This window comes from Bacillus sp. PDNC022 (assembly GCF_016919285.1).
GTDB classification, from domain to species: Bacteria; Bacillota; Bacilli; order Bacillales; family Bacillaceae; genus Bacillus; species Bacillus safensis.
In genome coordinates this window covers 3423699-3446490 of record NZ_CP070345.1, presented here as the reverse complement: position 1 = coordinate 3446490, position 22792 = coordinate 3423699, and the positions used below count along the sequence as shown (strand labels likewise).

Sequence of the window (22792 nt, the reverse complement as noted above, 5' to 3'; positions counted from 1 at the left end):
GGCAATCATCCTTCCGCTTTTAGCTCTAGCAATAGATCTCTTAATTCTGCTGCTTTTTCAAAATCAAGCGCTTTTGCTGCATCTTTCATTTCCATCTCGACTTTTTCGATCACTTTTTCTCGTTCTTTTTTGCTCATTTTCGAAAGCTTTGGTGCTGCTTTTGTTTCGTATTCTTCTGAATCCTCATGTATCTTTGTTGCCTTAATGACATCTCGAATTTTCTTATGGATCGTTTGCGGAGTAATCCCGAATTTCTCGTTATATGCTTCTTGCTGTTCTCGTCTTCGTTTCGTTTCTTGAATCGCAATGTCCATCGATTTCGTCATATTGTCTGCATACATAATGACCCGGCCTTCTGCATTTCTCGCTGCACGGCCTATCGTCTGGATGAGGGATCTTTCAGAGCGCAAAAAGCCTTCTTTATCCGCATCTAAAATGGCCACGAGCGACACTTCTGGAATATCCAGTCCTTCACGAAGAAGGTTGATTCCAACAAGCACATCATATTTACCGAGACGCAGATCACGGATAATCTCAATCCGCTCAAGGGTCTTAATCTCTGAATGCAGGTAATTCACCTTGATTCCGATTTCTTTTAAGTAATCTGTGAGATCCTCAGACATTTTCTTCGTCAGCGTGGTCACGAGCACACGCTCATTTTTCTCAACTCGTGCATGAATTTCTCCAATTAAGTCATCAATTTGTCCTTCAATCGGACGCACTTCAATGATTGGATCAAGTAAACCTGTTGGGCGGATAATTTGCTCCACGACCTCTGGCGTTTTCTCAAGCTCGTACGGGCCAGGCGTTGCTGATACATGCACAATATGGTTGATATGCTTTTCAAACTCATTAAAGGTGAGCGGTCTGTTATCAAGTGCTGATGGCAGGCGGAATCCGTGATCAACCAACACTTGCTTTCTTGCTTGGTCACCGTTGTACATGGCGCGGATTTGCGGAATCGTCACATGCGATTCATCGACAACAATCATAAAATCATCTGGGAAATAATCAAGCAGTGTGTAAGGTGTTGAACCAGGCGGACGCAAAGTCAGATGTCTTGAATAGTTCTCGATTCCTGAACAAAAGCCCATCTCTCTCATCATCTCAAGGTCATATCTTGTCCGCTGCTCAAGGCGCTGCGCTTCAAGCAATTTTCCATTCTCACGAAGCTTTTCGAGCTGTTCTTCAAGCTCTTGTTCAATATTTATAATTGCTTTTTCCATTTTTTCTTCTCTTGTGACGAAGTGAGATGCTGGGAAAATCGCCACATGATCACGATCACCAAGTATTTCTCCAGTCAGCGCATCCACTTCACGAATACGTTCAATTTCATCACCGAAAAACTCCACTCTGATACAATGCTCATCTCGTGAAGCAGGAAAAATCTCAACGACGTCTCCTCGGACTCGGAAGGTTCCGCGCTGAAAATCTATATCATTACGAGAATACTGAATATCCACCAGCTTACGAAGAAGCTGATTGCGTTCAATCTCCATTTCAGTACGCAAAGACAGCACAAGCTCTCTATATTCCTCTGGCGAACCTAAGCCATAAATACAGGACACACTGGCAATGATGATGACATCTCTTCTCTCAAATAACGAGGACGTAGCCGAGTGTCTCAGCTTATCAATTTCATCATTGATACTGGCATCCTTCTCAATAAATGTATCGGTCTGAGGCACATATGCCTCTGGCTGATAATAATCATAGTAACTTACAAAATATTCAACAGCGTTATTCGGAAAAAATTCCTTGAATTCGCTGTATAACTGACCGGCAAGTGTCTTATTATGCGCAATGACAAGTGTCGGTTTGTTCACTTCTTTGATCAGGTTGGAGACAGTAAAGGTCTTTCCCGTACCTGTAGCACCTAACAGCGTTTGATGCTGTTTCCCCTGATGGATCCCCTCAACAAGCTTTTCAATTGCCTTTGGCTGATCTCCTTGGGGCTGATAGTTAGAAACTAATTCAAAGCGGTCACTCACATCAAAGCCTCCGTTTCGTTACGAAATCTATCTAATGAATATATTATCATAAAAGAACACAAAAATACGAACTAAAGTTCGGCTCTTACTTGATTTTTATTTCCAATACAGTCATACCCTCTCTCCCATGGCAAATAACCCTCTTAAGAAAACCTTCCTTTCAGTATGGAACATTTTGGAGTGAGATATTCGATGAGCAGAAAAAGAAAGCTGCGCTTACCAGAAATCGTAAGCACAGCTCTTGTTTAAAACATGTCAGTTTTCGGCCATCAAGCTCTTGATGGCGATGACATCATTGATTTTCTTCAGCTTTTTCTCTTTTTTCGATTTCTTTCTTAGCCATAAACAAAGCCCCAGCTACTAAAGAAATAATATCTAATCCCACAATAAAGTAGGTTTCTGTATAGCCCTTCATGTACGAAGCAAATAAAAGCGCTGCTGTTAACGCAATGCCCACGTAATGATTGTAAGTAACCTTTGAAAATAAAATAACGAGCAAGAAAGGAAAAACTAGTGCAAATATGGCTTTTGTAATCACAAAAACCCTCCCTCTTCATGGTCTACTTCCTTGATTATAGTAAAGATTGGCATATTGAACAATTCACAGTTTTCAATTTCGCCTTTTTTCTTCATGTTCGGAGACTTTTGTTTTAGAAATAGAAGGAAATTAGTGAGATTGTCCCCTTTGTAAAGATAGGTCTTTCCGTCTTTGACAATAACATCCAATCAATCCTATGATTAAAATGATAGTGCGCACTATCATTTTAAAAAATAGAGAGACATACAAACCATTGGCTATTTGGATAAGGGGGCATTCCCATGTATTCAGTTTTATTTCATGCGGCTGAAGAATCCGCATCACTCGCAGGGGCAAAAGGCCTAAATTTAATCAAATTAAACAATCACGGCCTGCCAGTCCCAGATGGATTTATTATTAAAACCAACAGCTTTGCAAGCTTTCTTTCATATCACAATCTGCAACCAGCAGAACAAAACCTTGCTCAAAAAATCAAAGAAGCATCGTTCCCTTCACAAATGGAAGCAGAGCTGCTTTCGTCCTTTCAATCATTGCGGAAGACTTATCCCTCTGTTGCAGTCAGGTCCTCTTCTGTTGCTGAAGATCTCGAAGGTGCCTCATTTGCAGGACAGTACGAGACCTATTTAAATATCAAAACAAATGAAGAGTTTTTACAAGCAGTCAAAGAATGCTGGTCTTCTTATTTTGCCGCGAGAGTCACAGAATATAAGGAAGAGATGAATGAAAATGAGGAAGAGATGCCGCTCATGGCCGTTGTTGTTCAAGGGTTGATCCATTCTGACGTCTCCGGTGTCATCTTTAGTGAGAATCCCGTATCGGGGAAAACAAATGAAATGATGCTGACCGCAAGCTACGGATTGGGAGAAGCAATCGTCTCCGGCCTTGTGACACCAGACACGTTTATTGTAGATAAAGAGAACTTTTCGATTGAAAAAACACTTGGGGCGAAAGAGCTGCAAATTGTTCCTTTCCAAGAGGGTGTCATGGAACAGCCAGTGGCGGAGAAATTGGCTGGCCAGTTTTGCCTGAACGATGATCAATTGAAAAAAATCACACAAATTACGAAACAAGTAGAAGAACTTTACGGACATGGAGTCGATATCGAATTTGGCATAGCAGATGGGTCGTTTTATTTACTTCAAGCAAGGCCGATTACCGCAGCCCTCCCAAAAACAGTAAATGAATCAGCGGGCGCTTCTTTTCAAATGCAGCCAGAAGAGCTGCAGGATTTCTGGATTTCAATGGACGATCATATGCCTGGTCCAACGAGCCCTCTTTTCTCAAGCTTGATCATACCAGCCTTAAAAAGCGGGATGAAGAAAAATGGAGAAAAGTATCAAGTGCCTGATATGAACATCAAAGATATTAAGCTTTACAGAGGCCACCTATACTCAGCACCGGCACTGCCAGAAGCGCAAGAAGGAGCTGCACCCGTTTTTGATGAACGTATATTTGAGCTATTTCCGCATTTAAGTGAGCGGATGTATGAGATTCTAGAGAAAAATTTCTTTCCATTTTACGAAAAACTCGATCGCCAAATGAAGGAACCTATGACCATTGAAAAAGCCATCATCGGCTTTGAAGAATTAAAGGATTTTTATATCCAAGCGTATGATGATCATTTTGATATCGTCACACCGCAAATCATACTATCAGCCATCATTGAAGACATGCTTGTCACGTATACTGGTGATCAAACCCAAGTCGTCTTGCTGCACGAAATGATGATAGGCGTGATGAACAAATCTCTTGAAACAGACAAGGTGCTATCTGATATCGCAAAGGATGTCCTTCAAGATCCAGAACTTCATCAAGCATTTATTCAACATGAAAAGAACTCGGAGCTGTTACATGTACTCAAACACTCGGAAAAAGGGAGGCATTTCATTTCGAAATTGGAGGATTTTCTCCAAGTTTACGGCTGGCGATCTGTTAAAAGTCATGACCTTACGGATGAGACTTGGGCAGAAAACCCGGAGTTTATATTAGATATCATCAGAAATAACATCCAGTCCCAATGTGATTTTGATGAAGAATTTGCAAAAGCAGTGATCAAAAGACAAGAGACGTATAAACATTTTATGAGTCAAGTGAAGGATGAGTCGTTTAAAACAAAATTTGAGACGCTGTATCAATTTGCCCTTCAAGCAGCGAATATCCGAGATGACCACCACTTCTACATTGATGCAATGTTAGATGCAAAAGCCCGGGTATATCTATTAAAAATTGGTGAGCTTCTCGCAAAAAAAGGAGCCATTCCTCATCAAGAAGATCTTTGGTATCTCTACGATGAAGAGGTACAAAAAGCGCTCACAACGTCTATCTCATTCGATTCGGTTATCCAGCAAAGAAAAATGGAAATGAAAGAAAATGAAGCCATTCAACCACCAGCTTACACCGGCACACCAACTGAAGCTGAATTGCAGCAAGTGGAAAGAATGCTTGGTTCATTAAGAGAAAATCAAAACAACACACAAGATGTGATCTATGGAATTGGCGCATCCAGCGGTATTGTTTCCGGAAGAGTAAAAGTGATTACTAGTGCTGAAGAATTCTCACAATTCCAAAAGGATGATATTTTAGTTTGTAAAACGACCACACCTTTATGGACGAGCTTATTTAGAGATGCGAAAGCAGTCATCACCGATGCTGGAGGCATTTTATCTCATTCAGCTATTATTGCAAGAGAGTATATGATGCCAGCTGTCTTAGGTACTAGAATAGCAACTGAAACACTTCAATCCGGTGACCTTGTGACAGTAGATGGCAGCAATGGACGCATTCAGATTTTAAAGCAGCATTCGCGTGCATAAGCTTATCATTTTGGATGATATTGGCGGTCATAGGTTTTATCGGTATACTTACTTTGTTGCAAACACATTCATAACCTGAGGTGAGTATGCTTGTTAAAATCTACAAATCAACGAATCATTCGCGCAACAATGGATTTATTAACTGAAAAGGGCTATCAAAAAACAACAACCAAAGAAATAGCAACAAAAGCGAATGTGAGTGAAGCAACTATTTTTCGCAACTTTAAAAACAAACGCGGCGTCATTGCTGCCATTATGAAAATGAAATCAACACCGACAAAAACCCTAGAAGCGGAATTCAAAGGCGATTTATACATCGATTTGAAGTTTCTCGGTACCTATTTCCTTGAAGATTTGACTTCAAAAAAAGAATTTATTTATATCAGCATGCGAGACCCGGCTATTTATAAAGATTTAACTAGTCATGAAAAGATTTATCCTCAGGAACTGAGAGAAATGCTGATACAATATTTCAAAAAGATGGGTGCCCAGCATCATGTATTAAAAGGAAATGAAGACATTTATGCAGACATTTTCATTAGTACGTATTTCGGATTTTTCATTCAGCAGCTAGAGCAAGATTTTCAACTCGTTCTCACACAAAAAGAAGATTTTATTGAAACATGCACACACATTTTCATGAGAGGAATTTCTCCCGCTTAAAGGGTGGAATTCTTCTTTTTTACAAAAGGTGGTATACACATTGAGGTTAAAAAAAGAGAGTTTCGTCATCTATTCTTTGTTGCTTGGAGCTATACTAGTTCCAGTCAACTCAACGATGATCGCTGTCGCTCTATCATCCATATCAACTTATTATGATCAATCCCTTGCAAACATCACTTGGGTTGTCACAATTTATCTTATTGTCATGGCAGTCACTCAGCCTATCGCTGGTAAGTTAGGAGATATATACGGACACCGGCGAATGTATTTAATTGGGGTCATGCTCTTTTTAATTGGCTCAATTGGATGTGCTTTAGCTCCTAATCTAGCTTTTCTCATCACTTTTCGTTCCATTCAAGCAGCTGGCGGCGCTATTTTAACACCGAATAGCATTGCATTGATTCGTGCAACAGTATCCCCCGAAAAACTATCTAAAACAATGGGTTATTTTGGGTTTGGAGCCGGTATTGGTGCCGCACTTGGACCTTTTATTGGTTCGATTCTTATTCAGAGTTTTGATTGGCATTCTATATTCTTTGTAAATATCCCATTCTTGTTCCTTACACTTGTTACCGGCGTATTACTCATTCCAAAAACAAAGCATACACGCTTACAAGCAAATGTAGACATCATTGGTTCATTGTACTTAACCATCGGGATTGCCACACTCATTTTATGCACTAAAAGCCAATTGCTAAATGAATACTTGATCTATGGAATTCTAGCGTTGATCGTGATTCCTTTATTCTTTAAACATGTACGAAAAGTAAAGAATCCGATCATCGATTTGTCGCTTTTTAAAAACAGTTCATTTACAAATGCAAACCTGTCGATCATGCTAAGTAATTTTGTCATGTATGCCATCCTTCTGATTATGCCGCTGTTTATGGAACAACAACTTGCACTTTCTCATACACAAAGCGGTATCATTCTATCAGTATTTTCTCTTTGCATGTCTATTAGCGGCTTGTTAGGGGCAAGACTCCATCCGAAAAAAGGCGCGAAAAAAATGATTCGCTTTTCATTTCTCTGCCTCACTTTATCAGGCATCATGTTAATCACACTGAGTCAGTACCCTACCTTACCACTTCTTATCGTGACACTTGTCGCAGGTGGAATTTCATCAGGGATTGGGATGACCAGTATGCAGATGGCTTCTTTAACGTCTGTTGATCAAAGCTTATCTGGTTCAGCATCTGGTATTTTCTCTACCTTTCGATATTTTGGCAGCATCATTTCGTCTACATTGATTGGGATCATGAGTGGTTTTCAATCTTTATTTATTGTATTAATGGGTGCAGGCATTCTTGGTTTCTTTTTATCTCAACGCGTAAAAACAAAACCAACCTCTCCATCATCTGAACATTCCGCCTAATGACTCCCTTGCTCTATGCCTATTTAGAGCGGGGGAGTTTTCATCATTTGTATCACTGTAAACTATAGCGAGTGCATTCATCAAATCTTGAAAATCATCTTTTAAAGAAGAAAAAATGGCATATGTCCAGACAAAAAAGGAACTTCAAGTGCAAATCGTCTCCCTCACTCACCTAAAAGCTTTTTTTCATTCTTTCAGCATGGATAACTTCAATTTTTTTTCACAATTTTTGTGGTATGATTTTGAAAATAGAGAACGTAAAGGAGCGGAAGAATGGAACGTGTGAAATATGTTTTGATCTGTTTATCAGCTCTACTTTTATTTCTGACAGGCTGTGGAAAAGAACGGCAATTTACGCCGCCAGGCAGCTCTCAATCCATCGCTGTCATCTCTCAATTAAAAAAAGCCTCCTTTTCAATAGTTGATATACAAAAAAATAAAATACTCTCTTCTGTGGATTTAAAGCACCCACTCACTGATCTTATTCAAATCAATAAAGACGTCATCATCGCTACAAGTAAAGAGGGAGAATCCCTTATCGAAATTAATCTAAAAAACGGGACAGCAACAGATTATATGGATGTGGATAAAGGACTGACTTCCCTTACATATGATGCAGCTTCTCATACATTAATCGCTGCCAACTCACAGAAAAATGTCGTTTACTTTATTGATACGGAGCGTAAAAAAATAAAATCGACTGTAAAAACTGGAAAATTACCTTCTTCTATGACTCTTTCTTCATCAGGTCTTTTATTTGTTTTAAATGCAGAAAGTCATACTGTCTCCGTCATAGATATTGAAAAGGAAAAAAATATACGTACGTTTTCTGTACTTAATCGGCCTTCTGGGATTCATTTTGATGGACAGTCTATTTGGATCGGCGGCCATGGTAAACAAGGCACCTTAAATAAGAGTATTTTTGCTTATGACCCTAAAACAGGCAAAAAACAGCGAGAAATAAAGCTAGGCGTTATGCCTGTTGCATTTTTTTCAGAGAAAAATTCTTCTACTTTATATGTACTATGCCATGGAGATCATACGCTATACAAAGTAAATACCAAAACAAATAAGCAGCTTGCTTCTGTTGAAACTGGTCAAAATCCAAATTATATCACCGCTGATACGACATCAATTTATGTGAGTAACTTGGATGACAACTCAGTATCCATCATTGATAAACACTCACTTATCATGAAAAATCAACTGAATGTACCATCAGGACCTTATGCTATCGTGTTGGAGGAAAAGAAATGAAGGAACAAATGCGTATTTTAATCGTAGATGATGAGCTCGATATGCTTGAGTTAATCGGGTCTTTTTTGAAGAGACATGGCTTTCACATTATCACTGCGAATAATGGAAAGGATGCCTTGCATCAGCTTGAAAAGGAATCAATTGACCTTGTTGTATTAGATATTATGATGCCTGACATGGATGGATTTGAGGTCTGTCAGCGTATTCGACAAACATCTCAAATACCGATTTTATTTTTAACAGCGAGGAGTTATGAGGAGGACCGAATTAGAGGACTTGAAATTGGAGCGGATGACTACATCATGAAGCCTTTCAGTCTGCGTGAGCTTGCAGCAAGAATTGAAACAACCCTTAGACGAATTAGAGGTCTTTCGCTAAAGCGCAGCCGAATACAGATTGGCGATATGGAGATTGATCAAGATGGCAGACAAGTTTACCTCCATCAACAGCCCGTTAATTTAACAAGAAGAGAGTTTGATTTACTCATGTTTCTTTTACTCAACCAAGGACAAGTTTTTTCACGAGAACACCTTTATCAAAAATTGTGGGAAACACATTCAACGAGCGGCTCTTTAAGAACAGTCGATACACATATCAAAACGCTGCGACTGAAGTTAAAGGAAGCAGAACGATTTATTAAAACCGTTTGGGGTGTCGGCTATAAGTTTGAGGAGGAAGAATGAAGCCATTATCGATTAAAAAGAAAGTACTCTTCTTAATCCTTGCAGTGATCGGAATCGTTGCAGCCTCAGCGCTTGCCCTTACCTTTTACTTATACCAACATTTATATATTGATAAACAGATCGATTCCTTAAGTTTGCTAGGTAAGAAGCTGGCAGAAATCTATCACACACACGGGAAAGACAAGTATTTTACCGACAGAATGAAATGGGCAAATGACTCAAGTCAGGCAAACATTATTTTTACAGATGATCCAATGGAGCTTTCAAGTGGACTTCCTTTTGATACGGACACAAATGATAATCTCATTACATTCAAGGAACGCCAAAAGCTTCTTCAAGGTGAAACCGTCGTGTTAATTAGAGAACACCCAAAGTTTCACCAAGATATTCTTGGCATCGCCATCCCTGTTTTCTCAAGCAATGATGATCTATCAGGAACTATTTTCCTCTCCATGCCCTTATCAGATGTATATGAACCCTTTGTCCAAATTAGATTGACGCTTGGCATATCCATCTTAATGATTCTGCTCCTGATATTCGTGATCGGATATAAGAGCTCCAATAAAGTAGTGCAGACAATTAATAAAATGAAAGAAATTGCAATGGAAATGGAATCTGGTGATTTCTCAAAACGAATGGCCGTAACCAAAAAAGGAGATGAGTTAAACCAGCTCAGCCGCTCCTTTAATAAACTGTCTTCTACCCTCGAAAAAGTTGAACAGCACCGCAAGGAATTTCTTGCGAATGTCTCTCACGAACTTAGAACGCCTTTAAGTTATATGAAAGGCTATGCAGAAGGAATTGAAGAAGGGATCATTGATCAAAAAAAAGGAATGCAAATCATCCAAGATGAGGCCACACGTTTAAGCCGGCTTGTACATGATCTTTTAGATCTTGCACAGTTAGAAGGTGACTCCTATCCACTTACGAGGGAGCCAATTGTCTTTGCTCAGCTGATCCACGATGTTCTTGATCAAATGGCCTTCTTCGCTGACAAAAAAAACATTACTCTCAAACGTACACTTGAAGAGGATTGCATTGTTTATGGTGATAGCGACCGTCTCCAACAAGTGATACGTAATTTACTGGACAATGCCATTCAGTACACGCCATCTGGAAAATCAATATCGATTGAATTACAAGTTCACCAAAGTGTTGCTGAATTGAGAGTGACTGACGAAGGCAACGGTATTCCAAAAGAAGATCTTCCACATGTTTCTGAGCGATTTTATCGTGTAAATAAAGCACGAACAAGAAAGGATGGCGGCTCTGGCCTTGGACTAGCTATTGTTTATCAAATCATCAAAAAACATCACGGGACGTTCGACATTCAATCTGAGCCTGGCATTGGTACGACAGCCATCATTCAACTTCCCAATGCTTCATTCAATGAGAACTCACCTACTCTATAACTACTACTCACATATTTTACTCTCATTGGAATCTCTACTTTATCTGATAAATTCAGTATCCATAGGATGTGTCTACAACTAGAACAGCTCTTTTCACTAAGAGCTGTTTTTATTTCTAAAAAATAAAAAAATGGTCTTTTTTTATTAACATTTTATTCATATTTGCTTGTTACACTTTTTTCAAGTGAAAAAAAGGAGTGACTTGCTTTTGATCAGACGTTTTCAGAAATTTGATATTTATTTATTTTTCATATTGATCTTATCTGCCATCTTAAACATTTACAACATTTGGGAAGATGATACGGTGAATGCGTATTATACTGCGGCTGTCACAAGTATGATGCAAAGCTGGCATAATTTCTTCTTTGCTTCATTTGATCCAGCAGGATATGTCACGGTGGATAAACCCCCGCTCACCTTCTGGCTGCAAACGATCAGTGCCAAAATTTTTGGTCTCCATGGATGGAGTGTCATCTTGCCTCAAGCTTTAGCAGGCATTGGATCTGTTTATCTGATCTATCGTCTTGTCAAACCAACTTTTGGCCAAGCAGCGGCAAGATTAGCGGCACTTATCATGGCGTGTACACCTATTGCGGTTGCTGTATCTCGCACAAATAATATTGACAGCTTACTTGTCTTTATACTTTTACTAGCAACAGGAATGATGTTCAAGGCTGTAAAACAGCAAAAGGTGCTTTGGGCGATTGCTGCGTTTGCGATGATTGGCGTCGGCTTTAATACGAAAATGCTGCAAGCCTATATGATCGTACCGGCACTCATTCTTTTTTACATCCTTGCTTACCGATCGACATGGAAGAAAAAATTACTCTCGCTGATCGTTTCAATGATTGTTCTTTTAGGTGTATCTGTTTCTTGGTCTATAGCGGTTGATCTCACTTCCAAAGACAATCGCCCTTATATGGGATCAAGCCAATCGAACTCAGCACTAGAATTAGCCTTTGGTTACAACGGTCTTCAGCGGTTGACTGGTCAACAGTCTGGCGGGGGAGGCGGCACAAATCAGGGTGAGAGGCAGCCACCTTCACAGCAGGGGGATCAGCAAAATGACAATGATTCATCCACCATGCCTCAGCCACCATCTCATGGAAATCAAAACAACTCAGACAATTCAAACCAATCATCTAGTCAGAAACAGCCTTCAATGCAAGGACCACCAAGCAATGCAGACGGTACAACACCACCTGATATGCCTTCAGGCGGTAATGGTGATGGACCGCCAAATGGCGGGGGCGGAAAAATGGGAAATGGCTCCGGCATGTTTGGTACAGGAACCAAGGGACCGTTACGTCTGTTCCAATCTGAACTGTCCGATCAAATCAGCTGGCTGCTTCCATTTGCGATCTTCGGTGCGATTGGTATCTTCTTCTCGACTGCCTTTGAAAGAAGACGTCTCAATACAAAACAAAAAGAAACACTATTTTGGTTAGCTTGGCTTATACCTGTTGCTGCATTTTTCAGTGTAGCAGGATTTTTCCATCACTATTATTTAATCATGCTGGCACCGCCAATTGCTGTATTAGCAGGAGCCGGATGGGTTTCTATGACACAGTTGTTTCAAACAGGAACTGGGTTTAAAAAATGGCTGCTTCCAATGGCGATATTCGTCACAACAGCATTTGAAATCTTTATCCTATCCACTTTTACAAGCACGATCGGTCTTGGACTAAGCATTACAGTCGGTATCATTGGTGTTGGAACAATCCTTTCTCTGCTTTTGATAAAAGGAAAGGAAAAACTAAAACAATTCGTGTCTCTCATCGCCATCCTTGGCATGCTGATTGCACCACTATACTGGGCAAGCACACCTCTTCTTTATGGGGGAAACAGTATGCTTCCAGAGACTGGTCCTCAGCTTGCAACTTCAAGTGGCAGCATGAGTTCACAAGTCAATGAAAAGTTGATCAGCTATCTTGAGAAAAACAATACGGGAGAAGAATTCCTATTCGGAACAACAGATGCAACCACTGCTTCACCTTACATTATTAAAACAGGAAAAGCTGTTATGGCATTAGGTGGATTTAGTGGATCTGATAACATTCTCACGCTTAGTGAATTCAAACAGCTCGTCAAAGACGGCAAAATCAAATACTTCTATCTTTCTGGTATGAGAGGCGGTAGCTCTGACATTCTCACTTGGATTCAAAAAAATGGTAAAGAAGTATCTGCTTCTAAATGGCAGAACAGCTCTACATCCAAAACGAACCAGCAAACAGACAGCCAACAATCAGAACAAAATGATCAGTCAAATGGACGAATGGGCGGAATGGAGAGCGGCACTCTTTATGAACTATCCGTTGATTAATTCATCTATTAAAAGGGAGGAACGATGACTGATGGAAAAGAACATACGATATTCGATTGTAGTCCCAGTCTATAATGAAGAACTTGTGATCCACGAATCCTATCAGCGACTGAAAACAGTCATGGATTCGACGGGAGAAGCATACGAGCTTCTCTTCGTCAATGACGGTAGTATGGATCGAACAGCTGAACTAATTAAAGGGTATTCCCAAAACGATCCGAATGTAAGACTCATTGATTTCTCGCGTAACTTTGGACACCAAATTGCAATTACAGCTGGGATGGATTATGCAAAGGGAGAAGCTGTCGTCGTGATAGATGCAGACCTACAAGATCCGCCTGAATTGATATTAGAGATGATCGCAAAATGGAAAGAAGGCTATGAAGTCGTATACGCTGTGCGCACCAAACGAAAAGGCGAAACTTTTTTCAAAAAGCAAACCGCTTCCCTTTTCTATCGCGTTTTACGTCAAATCACCGAAGTAGATATCCCAATCGACACCGGTGACTTCAGGTTAATGGATCATAGAGTGTGCCATGAAATGAGAAAAATACGAGAAAAAAATCCATTTGTTCGCGGCCTAGTCAGCTGGGTAGGTTTCAAACAAATTGCAGTAGAGTACGTTCGAGATGAACGTCTAGCAGGAGAAACAAAATACCCGCTCAAAAAGATGCTTAAGCTCTCGATGGATGGAATCACTTCCTTTTCCTATAAACCTTTGAAGCTTGCGAGTTTAGCAGGAATTGCCCTTTCCGCTATCGGATTCATTTCAATGTTTCTTGTACTTTACTTAAAGCTTTTTACAAACAGCACCATTACAGGATGGAGTTCATTAATTGTCATACAGCTGTTCTTTAGCGGCATTATCCTCTTTATGCTGGGAATGATTGGGGAATACATCGGCCGAATCTACGACGAGGCAAAAGATCGACCTCTTTACATCGTAAGAGAGAGTTACGGGCTTCAGTCAAAGCCACAGCCTGTTCAATCCCCTGTTCATTTCAAGCAATACAAACAGCATTAAAAAAAGCGTGTGAGACCTCTTTAAAGGTCCCGCACGCTTCTTGTATTAAGCGGCTGTTTCAAACCGCTTTCTGTTGATGAAGAATGAAAGAGTAATAATTAGATAAATGCCCATTGTGACCATCGTTTGGACAATTGGAGTTGTTGACACAACGCCGATAAAAATGGCAATGATCGCAATCACAGAAAACCATGTTGTGAAAGGATATAGCTTCACGCGATAGCCTCCTGGTTCTGCTACACTTCGAGATTTTAAATGCCCGACAGCAATAATAAACCAGATGAATAAGACCGTATAGCTTAAAGATCCCATTAAATAATTAAAGGTTTGACTTCCTACAAAAAGAGAAATCAATACAGCAGCATACAATGTAGATGTACATACTAGGATCGCTCTGACAGGCACCTGCTGTTTTGATAGCTTTGAGAAGCCCTTCCATACACGTCCATCCATCGCTTGCGTATAGAGTACCCTTGAGGATGCGTACAATCCAGAGTTCATAGAAGACAAGATCGCTAGTAAAATGATACCGTTCATGATGTCACTTGCGTATGGCACGCCAATCGTTGCAAACACGGTGACGAATGGACTCACTTGCTCGTTGTTTACTTGATTCCAAGGAATTAAGCTGACGATGATGAAGAACGGCAGTACATAGAAACCAATGATTCGTACAAATGTACTTTGAATGGCCTTTGGGATGACTTTTTCAGGATTTTTGGTTTCTGCTAATGTGACCCCAATCATTTCAGTCCCGCCATATGAATACACCACAACAAGCATGGCCGCAATTAATCCGCCCGTTCCATTCGGGAAAAATCCTCCGTGGTCGGTTAAGTTGGATAATCCAGGTGCTGCATGCTGACCAAATGAGACAAACAGCATGGTTAACCCAATGATAATAAATAGAATAATGACAGCAATTTTAATAGAAGCTAACCAGTACTCCGTCTCAGCAAACATTTTAACGGAACAAACATTGATCAATGTCACAACAAGTGAAATGATTAACACAAGTGTCCAAATAGGCACCTGTGGGAACCAGTACTGAATAAAGATTGCAGATACAATCGCTTCTGCTGCAATGTTCAGCACCCACATTTTCCAGTATATCCAGTCTAAGAAATAAGCCGGATATTTGCCTAACACAGGTTCAATTAAATCACGGAATGTTCTTGCGCCAGGTCGTGCAACTGTCATTTCGGCAAGTCCTTGCATAATAAATAATAAAATAAGACCACCAATCATATATGCCAAAATGACAGCAGGGCCTGCGATATCAATAGCAGAACTGCTTCCTTTAAACAGACCAGCACCAATTGCACCGCCAAGTGCGAGCATCATAATATGCCTTGACGTCATTGTTCGTTTTAACTGCACATGTTCCTTTTCCATTTTCTATAGCTCCTTTAAATTTGAATCTTCAGACAAATATAGGATAAAAGCATATAAAAAGGCCAGTCATCTCCTTGAAGAGACGACTGACCTTGCAACCGCGTTACCACTCTAATTGATTCAGCCATAGCTGAATCCAACTTAAAACCCGTTAACGGAGGTCACACGTAAAGACTTACTATTGATTCAGTCTTACCGCTCTTTGAGCGAGTTCAATGATTCGTTTTACTGCGTTGCACCACCCCGCAGCTCTCTTAAAAAAACGGATGTTCATCTACTATTCTCAAGTCAAAGCGTTTATAGTCAATTTGTATATTCATCAAAGATTTTATTTTTTAAATATACTGACTAACCACGCAATTGTCAACATCCTTTTTCAGACATTCTCTTTTAACGAATCCAAACAGCTACTTCATCCATCGGACGGCGCGTTTTGCCGCGCTTCGGCTCAGTCACACGATAACCAAAGGCTGCCATGACTGAAATGTCATACTGGCCATCCTCAAGCAGCCCTTCTTCATCTAGAATGCGATGAATCTCATCGTAGCTGAATCCCTCGACTGGGCACGAATCAATGCCAATTTGTGCAGCGGCTGTCATCATGTTTCCGAGGCTAATATACGTTTGTTTTGAAGCCCAATCAAAGAGCGTACGTTCATTTTCCAACAAATGAAGATCATTCTCTTGGAATTCTTTGTAGCGTCCCTTCACCATCTCGAACGTTTCGTCTGTCATTCCTTTGATTTGCTTGTTGATGTATTCTGCATATGCTGAATCATAACGGGCGTCTGTTCTTGCCAAGATGATCACAAAATGACTGGCAGTTGGAAGCTGCTTTTGTGCTCCCCATGTATACTCTTTTAATTTTTCTCTAAATGCTTCATTTTGAACAACGAGGAATTTCCAAGGCTCAAATCCTACAGAGCTTGGGGAAAGTCTTCCTGTTTCTAAAATGAACGCAAAATCATCCTCTGATATTTTTTTCGCTGGGTCAAACTCTTTTGTCGCATGGCGGAACTCATACGCCTCAATGATTTCTTTTTTTAATTGATCTTTGTCTCGCATTGTATTCATCCTTTCTATTGACCAATTAGGGCGTTTGTTTCATCAATCCAATTTCTTTCCATTCCCATATAGAAATTGTTATGATAAGAAAACAAACAGCCCGAATGTGTGATGTGATATCTATATGGTATAAGAAAAGCTTCGAGTGATTCAAGTACGCACATTTTTGTTCGTTAGTTACCATCTTGTTCGTGTATCACCAAATTTGTCTCAGAAAGGAGTGTTAAGATGAGTGCACCATCCAATCCAGTCAGTATTGTCAATCATGGCTGTCCCGTTTCAGTGACGACAAGTGTCATCGGAGGGAAATGGAAAGGGGTGATCCTTTATCATTTAACTTGCGGTCCAAAACGCTACAATGAATTGCGCAGGCTGCTGCCAAGAATTTCTCAGCGTGTCCTCACACTGCAATTGCGTGAGCTTGAACAAGACGGCGTTGTTCATAGAGAAGTCTATGAGGAGGTCCCCCCTCGTGTCGAATATTCACTCACTTCTCTTGGAAATACATTAAAGCCTATCATCTTCGCCATGCGTGAATGGGGCGAATCCTATGGGAAAGAAGCGCGTCCAAAAGAAAAAAGCTGCCATCTCTAGCAGCTTTTTTTTAAGATGAAATTGCCGTTGGTTCTTGCTGTGGATCATCCTTCACAAACAGGATGCCAAGCTGATGATGCTCCCCTTCGTAAGAAGCACGTTTCTCAAATCTTGTCTGACCATTTAAGCCAATGATCTCGAGCTTTGTTAGAGCACGATTGGTTTGAAGGGCTTCATAAAATTCCGAAACGGTTTTGACTTCAATTCCATTCACCTTTGTGATGACTTCTCCAATCTCAAGCTTTAAATCAGCCGCTGGTGTATTTGGAATAATTCCCAGCACCATCAGCCCTTGATTACGCTTAGAGAAGTAGAACGGGGCAGCATTGTCATTGACCCTCTGCTTCCATGAGAGAAAGGCTCTTCCTATCACCGCAATCAATACAGCTCCCCAAGCAATCGGTTCAAACCAAATACTTGCAGCGCCTAATAAAGCGACAGCGAGACCTAGCATAAGAATACGCCGTGCCGTAATTTGAATACTGACAATTGGCAGTGAGCCTTGAATTCTCTGACCGAATCCGATGATATATGGAATCAAAATAAATGAAAAGCTTTGATCATGCACTTGAAGCACCGGCCACCATGGCAGAGAAGAAGTGAATTCGCCTGCCGGCATCAGTAAAACAAGCGGTAAAAGCCACAGACGGTTTGCCCGCTGCTGACCAATTAAAAGTCCTCTCGCACTCATCACCATAGCAGGCGATGTACGTAAATGCGCCGTTCGATAGGCTAGAATTCCCTCGGTCATTAATAGAAGTCCTAGCAGAATAACAACGGCTGATGCATTCATCATTGAGAGCTGCGGCAGCCAAGAATGACTCACTTGGAAATGAATCAGTCCAAGTGCCGCAATAAAACTGAAACCGAGTGTGTATGCAGACGAAAGCGCACTCGCCTTAAAGAATAAAGAGAAAACGATGGTCATCGCTGCAATCAGCACGATGAATCCAGGGGGGAGGGCAATCCCTAAGCCTACTGAAATGACTGATAGGCAAATCCCTAGAATCCATCCCTTTGAATATGTAAATTTTAGTTCATCGTATACATCTTCTATTCTTGTTTGAAACGCTTTTCTCTCCCGCTTTACGCGGATGTAGCCATGCAATAGGCTGATTAATATCATGAAATAAAAAAGAGGATGGATTAAAAACAGACCGACCGCTTTTAATCCGGCTCCCATCCACTCCGAGCTCATTATCGTTCACCGCCCAAGTCAAGCATTTTCTCTTATTCTATCAAATAAATCGATGCTTGACATCAGGTTTATTTCTCCTGATTCATCCAAAGTGTGACATTCGACAGTGAAAAATCTTTTAAGTAGTGATTGACATCTACATCTAGTATGCCTCCGAGCAGCTGCATCGACCTCTTGATGTCGGTTAAGTTTATACCAAGTCTCTTATGATTATCCATTAAATAATTGAAGTATATCTCAGCACAGTCTTCATCGATTTCGTCGACTGATTCTACCGTTGTGTAATTGACCAAGTACCTGCTTAACAGCATGAGCAGACTTAATGCCTTTGTAGCGGAAAACGTCACATCTTTCGTACGACTCTTAAGTTCCTCTACCAACTCGTAATATTTTTTCTCTCTCACAATACTTGCCCTTTTCAATTGTGTACCCCCATTTACTAGTTCTTTTAAGAAAAGCGCAAACCTCGGTACAGCTTAATGCTCAAGCTGAATATCCGCAAAAAATAAAATATTTAAAATGAGTGCTACTTTTTATTGTAAGAATTATTTATGTAACATACAACTTTCAAAAGTTTCATTTTCATGACATGTTTAAATCAACAGAAAGTCTCTTATATACATATGTTATCGGGTAAAATTGAAGGAATGTTATGTTTTTTGTAAAATAAATGAATATATTTCTCGATATAATTTATTTTTAAACATAAATTATTACATGTTCATGACACTTATGAACCAAAAAAAAGAGGCTATTATTCGCCTCTTTATTTTTTAAGATATAGTGCTTTTAGTGCAGTCTGCAATTGAAGGTCATTTTTTTCGTAAGATTTCACTTCATCCACCATTTTGTTCATCATTTTCGCTGTTTTCAAATCAATGACACCTGATTTATTGAGATTGTATGTGCTTTGGAAGGCAAGTACAGCCTTTTTCGTTTCTTCATCAAAATATCCATCTACTCTGCCTGGGTCAAATGACAATCCCTTTAACAGCGTCTGCGCTTGTCTCACTTCTTCATTGTTCATATCAAGCTGAAGCGGTTCTTTGAGCTGAAGCGGACCTGCGGTAAAGTAATCCGGCTGATGAATCGCAATTGTCGGTACGACACCTTTTTTGTGAATCCAATTGCCTTTTGGCGTGAGCCATTTATACAGCGTTAATTTAATATTACTTCCATCTCCCATCGGAACCGCCTGCTGCACAGTACCTTTTCCAAAGGAGACATCACCGACGACTTCATACTTTCCTGCTTCTTTCATGGCTCCAGCAAGTATTTCAGAAGCGGAAGCACTGCCTTTATCAATTAAGACGTTGACTGGATAAGGCTTTTGTTCCTTCAGTTTTGAAAAATATCGTTTCCGGTCGCCATTCCGTTCTGCGATTTGAATATAGGGCTGATCCTTCGTAATAAAATGTTTCAAAATATCTTCCACACTTTGCAGATAGCCGCCAGGGTTTCCTCTCACATCCAGTACAAGACCTTCTATGCCCTTTTTCTCGAGCTGTTTCAGACTTGATGTGAAATCCTTCGCCGTATCTTCAGAGAAGCTGGAGATCGCAATATAGCCTGTTTTATGACCATTTACCTCTTTTACTGAGGAAGTCACAGTTTCAAGCGGGATTTCTTCTCGTTTGATATGGAACGTTAACTCTTTTTCAATCCCGTTTCGTTTGATTGTTAAGGCGACAGACGTTCCTTTTTTTCCTCTTATTTTTAGCACAGCATCGTTTAAGCTTTTTTCTTTCATTGGCTCACCGTCAATACTGATGACTTCATCTTTCGGCTTTAGACCTGCTTTTGCCGCAGGGGATTTTTTAAAGGCGGAGACGATAATGATCTTTCCTTCATCCATCCCCACTTCTGCCCCAATTCCCTCAAAGGAAGAATCAAGCGAATCAGAAAATTGCTTTGCGGTTTGCTTGTCCATGTATACTGAATACGGATCGTTTAACGTCGAAAGCATTCCTTGGATCGCGCCTTCTAGCAGCTTTTGCCGATCCACTTCCTCTACATATTCATTCGAAATAAGGTCATAGGCTTTCTCGATCTTTTCCATCCCATTCTCTTTCGCCTTATCACTTGATTGAGCTTGTCCAGCCATTGCAGCAGCTGCTTGCGGTGACTCCGCATGAGTTCCCTCTTTATGCGTCATCACACCTGCACTTATTAAGAGAACGACACTTGCCATAATAGATGCGATTTGTTTTTTCATATTTGGCCTCCTTCTTCAACTCTTCCTGATGACCTGAGTTATTATATGCCAGAAGAAGGGATTTCATGTAAAGACATTCTCCCGTGAAGGCTTGACGAATCATTTTATTAGGTGTAATTTTTATTTTGTTATGATTGAGAAGGAGTCTTCGCTATGTATATTATCTTGACGATGCTTTTATTAGGAATTTTATTAGGTTTTGTAGGAGCAGGCGGGGCAGGATTTGTCATCGCATTGCTTACGTTAATTTTTGATATCCCTATCCATACAGCACTCGGGACGTCATTAGCCGCCATGGCATTTACGACACTATCAGGTGCATACAGCCACTACCGGGAAGGGAACATTCAGCTGAAATCTGGTTTAATTGTCGGAGCTCTGGCTTGTATTGCTTCTTTTGCTGGGGCTAAGGTTGCTCCTTTTATTCCAGAAGAGAGTCTGCACTATTTAACAGCCGGGATGCTCTTTTTATCCGCTGTTTTTATGATGATCAAACTATTTGTTCTTAATGAGGAGGCTGAACAGCAGCCGCTTTCTTCACGTCAGCTGATGACAAGAGGCATTATTTTAGGCCTTGTGTCAGGGATGCTGTCAGGCATGTTTGGTATCGGGTCTGCACCATTTATTCAAGTAGGGCTTTTGATTTTACTGAAGCTGTCGATTCGGCAAGCTGTTGGCACGACAATGCTTGTCATTATTCCGATTTCCATCGGCGGTGGAATTGGGTATATTTCAGAGGGCTATGTTGATTTTATCTTGCTGATCCAAATTTTAATTGGAACCGTATTAGGCGCATTTATCGGCGCGAAATTCACACGCCTTGCACCAAAGCTCTTATTGAAATCAGCTGTTCTGTTAACACCTATTATTGCCGGATTACTGCTGTTATTTTAATTCGATCTAGACTAAAAAAGCCGATAACATCATGTTATCGGCTTTTTGATTAGCGGATATATTGCGCTGGATTGACTGCATTTGATTTTGCGCCATTCCATAATCCTTTATGAATTTCAAAGTGAAGATGCTGACCATGCGATTGGCCGGTATTTCCCATATATCCAAGGAATTCTCCTTGTTCGACTCTCTGTCCTGTTGACACACTTCTTGTAGACAGATGGGCATATACGGTTTGATAGGTCTGTCCATTGATATTGTGCGTAATGAACACAACATTTCCGTAGCTCGATGAGTAGCTTGAGTTCGTGACTGTTCCAGATGCTGCTGCATAAACAGGAACTGTGCCCTTTGCTGCAATATCTAATCCGAAGTGGTTTCCACCAGAACGTCCGCCAAAGCCAGATGAGAATCGGCCAGCAGCTGGTTTAATAAAACCTGAGCTGCTTGCTGGTGTATCAGATACTTGATCTGAGCCGCCGCTGTGAGGTGCAGGTACATTTTTTTCAGCTGCTTGTTTTGCTTTCTTCGCTTCTTCCTTTTGTCGGTGTGCTTCCTCAGACTTTACAGCCGCTTTTTGATTCGCTAGGATTTCTTGTTCATTCTCAAGCTTGCCTAGTTCATCATGTGCATGATTTTTTTTATCAGTCACATCACCTAGAATGTTTTCTTTTTCTTTTTGCTTCTTAGATAAATCTTTTTTCAGTGCTTCTAGCTCTTTCAGAGATGTTTCAAGTCCACTTAGCTGATTATTTAGCTCTGCTTCTTTTTGCTCCACCAGCTTTAAATCATTTTCATGTTCTGTAATCATGTCTTTGTCTGCTTCGACAATGGTTGTGACAGCCCCAACACGACCGACAAAATCACTAAAGCTGCGAGCACCTAGCAGCACATCTAAATAGTTGATCGTACCGCCGCTTTTTTGCATGGAACGAATTCGGTCTTTGAAAATGGCTTTTCTCTTTTCAATTCGCTCATTGATGACTTGAATGTCTTTTTTTAGCTTCTTGATCTCTTGCTTCGTTTGTTTAACTTCTTTTTCTTTTTCAGCGACTTTTTCAGTTGCAGTACTTACCTTTTGATCAATTTGTTCAATTTCTTTCTTGAGCTTTGATTCTTTCTTTTCAAGCTTTGCCAGCTCTGACTTCTTCTTCTTCATGCTTGATTCAGTCTTCGATGTTTTCTCTTCGATTTGTTGACGTTTTTGATCTAGGTCTTCGTATGCGAATGCACGATTCTCGTTCCCTGGAATGTATAGCCACGTTGTTCCAATAAACGCTGCCATTCCAGCCATCATCAGCTTTCTTTTCAAAACGATATTCCCCTCCCATGACAACTGTCGACATGAAGAG

18 protein-coding genes and 1 other annotated feature are annotated in these 22792 nt (G+C 40.4%); of the genes, 10 read left to right on the top strand and 8 right to left on the bottom strand.

Annotated elements, in window-relative coordinates; translation table 11 throughout:
* Positions 1-5 precede the first annotated feature (5 nt).
* Both uvrB and JVX94_RS17500 read right to left on the bottom strand, forming a co-directional pair.
* Positions 6-1991 (bottom strand): excinuclease ABC subunit UvrB, encoded by a 1986-nt coding sequence (gene uvrB / locus JVX94_RS17505; protein ID WP_144483642.1) that lies wholly within the window; start codon positions 1989-1991, stop codon positions 6-8.
* A gap of 292 nt (positions 1992-2283) precedes the next feature.
* A complete protein-coding gene (locus tag JVX94_RS17500; protein WP_024426229.1) occupies positions 2284-2529 on the bottom strand; it encodes a CsbA family protein in 246 nt (81 codons plus the stop codon).
* A 281-nt stretch (positions 2530-2810) separates the two neighbouring features.
* Between JVX94_RS17500 and JVX94_RS17495 the strand changes: the two genes are divergently transcribed.
* The 8 genes from JVX94_RS17495 to JVX94_RS17460 all read left to right on the top strand — a co-directional run bounded on the left by JVX94_RS17495 (position 2811) and on the right by JVX94_RS17460 (position 14079).
* A complete protein-coding gene (locus JVX94_RS17495; protein ID WP_205183962.1) occupies positions 2811-5342 on the top strand; it encodes a PEP/pyruvate-binding domain-containing protein in 2532 nt (843 codons plus the stop codon).
* Between the two features lie 90 nt (positions 5343-5432).
* Complete coding sequence (locus JVX94_RS17490) at positions 5433-6005, top strand: TetR/AcrR family transcriptional regulator (protein WP_144483646.1); 573 nt, start codon at positions 5433-5435, stop codon at positions 6003-6005.
* Between the two features lie 40 nt (positions 6006-6045).
* A complete protein-coding gene (locus tag JVX94_RS17485) occupies positions 6046-7380 on the top strand; it encodes an MFS transporter (protein ID WP_095409652.1) in 1335 nt (444 codons plus the stop codon).
* A gap of 273 nt (positions 7381-7653) precedes the next feature.
* The gene (locus JVX94_RS17480) at positions 7654-8637 is read left to right on the top strand and encodes a YncE family protein (protein WP_205183959.1); all 984 of its coding nucleotides are present in this window, start codon (positions 7654-7656) and stop codon (positions 8635-8637) included.
* Positions 8634-9320 carry a response regulator transcription factor gene (locus tag JVX94_RS17475; RefSeq protein ID WP_095409654.1) on the top strand — a complete coding sequence of 229 codons (687 nt, stop codon included), beginning with the start codon at positions 8634-8636 and terminating at the stop codon, positions 9318-9320. The genes JVX94_RS17480 and JVX94_RS17475 overlap by 4 nt, the downstream gene beginning before the upstream one ends.
* Positions 9317-10732: a HAMP domain-containing sensor histidine kinase gene (locus JVX94_RS17470; RefSeq protein WP_205183956.1), complete on the top strand. Its 1416-nt coding sequence runs from the start codon at positions 9317-9319 to the stop codon at positions 10730-10732. The genes JVX94_RS17475 and JVX94_RS17470 overlap by 4 nt, the downstream gene beginning before the upstream one ends.
* Before the next feature lie 208 nt (positions 10733-10940).
* A complete protein-coding gene (locus JVX94_RS17465) occupies positions 10941-13055 on the top strand; it encodes an ArnT family glycosyltransferase (RefSeq protein ID WP_205183953.1) in 2115 nt (704 codons plus the stop codon).
* A gap of 31 nt (positions 13056-13086) precedes the next feature.
* Positions 13087-14079, top strand: coding sequence for a glycosyltransferase family 2 protein (locus JVX94_RS17460; protein WP_111292241.1), 993 nt, complete (start codon positions 13087-13089; stop codon positions 14077-14079).
* 45 nt (positions 14080-14124) lie between these two features.
* On the opposite strand, the gene JVX94_RS17455 is transcribed toward JVX94_RS17460, so the two are convergent.
* Together JVX94_RS17455 and JVX94_RS17450 are read right to left on the bottom strand one after the other, a co-directional pair.
* A complete protein-coding gene (locus JVX94_RS17455; RefSeq protein WP_095409658.1) occupies positions 14125-15474 on the bottom strand; it encodes an amino acid permease in 1350 nt (449 codons plus the stop codon).
* A 75-nt stretch (positions 15475-15549) separates the two neighbouring features.
* Positions 15550-15775 (bottom strand) — a binding site (T-box leader).
* Between the two features lie 89 nt (positions 15776-15864).
* Complete coding sequence (locus tag JVX94_RS17450; RefSeq protein WP_205183950.1) at positions 15865-16539, bottom strand: NAD(P)H-dependent oxidoreductase; 675 nt, start codon at positions 16537-16539, stop codon at positions 15865-15867.
* Between the two features lie 228 nt (positions 16540-16767).
* Between JVX94_RS17450 and JVX94_RS17445 the strand changes: the two genes are divergently transcribed.
* Positions 16768-17133, top strand: coding sequence for a winged helix-turn-helix transcriptional regulator (locus tag JVX94_RS17445; protein ID WP_024423595.1), 366 nt, complete (start codon positions 16768-16770; stop codon positions 17131-17133).
* Positions 17134-17143: 10 nt separating this feature from the next.
* On the opposite strand, the gene JVX94_RS17440 is transcribed toward JVX94_RS17445, so the two are convergent.
* The 3 genes from JVX94_RS17440 to ctpB all read right to left on the bottom strand — a co-directional run bounded on the left by JVX94_RS17440 (position 17144) and on the right by ctpB (position 20546).
* The gene (locus tag JVX94_RS17440; protein ID WP_041107980.1) at positions 17144-18331 is read right to left on the bottom strand and encodes a PDZ domain-containing protein; all 1188 of its coding nucleotides are present in this window, start codon (positions 18329-18331) and stop codon (positions 17144-17146) included.
* 68 nt (positions 18332-18399) lie between these two features.
* Positions 18400-18753 (bottom strand): swarming motility protein SwrAA, encoded by a 354-nt coding sequence (locus JVX94_RS17435; RefSeq protein WP_007500014.1) that lies wholly within the window; start codon positions 18751-18753, stop codon positions 18400-18402.
* Positions 18754-19097: 344 nt separating this feature from the next.
* Positions 19098-20546, bottom strand: coding sequence for a carboxy-terminal processing protease CtpB (ctpB, locus tag JVX94_RS17430; RefSeq protein WP_203128895.1), 1449 nt, complete (start codon positions 20544-20546; stop codon positions 19098-19100).
* A gap of 153 nt (positions 20547-20699) precedes the next feature.
* On the opposite strand from ctpB, the gene JVX94_RS17425 reads away from it, so the two are divergent.
* On the top strand, positions 20700-21440 hold the full coding sequence (locus JVX94_RS17425; protein WP_024423598.1) for a sulfite exporter TauE/SafE family protein: 741 nt from the start codon (positions 20700-20702) through the stop codon (positions 21438-21440).
* Positions 21441-21489: 49 nt separating this feature from the next.
* Here JVX94_RS17425 and JVX94_RS17420 read toward each other — a convergent pair whose 3' ends face one another.
* A complete protein-coding gene (locus tag JVX94_RS17420; protein ID WP_095409662.1) occupies positions 21490-22752 on the bottom strand; it encodes a murein hydrolase activator EnvC family protein in 1263 nt (420 codons plus the stop codon).
* Between the last annotated feature and the right edge of the window lie 40 nt (positions 22753-22792).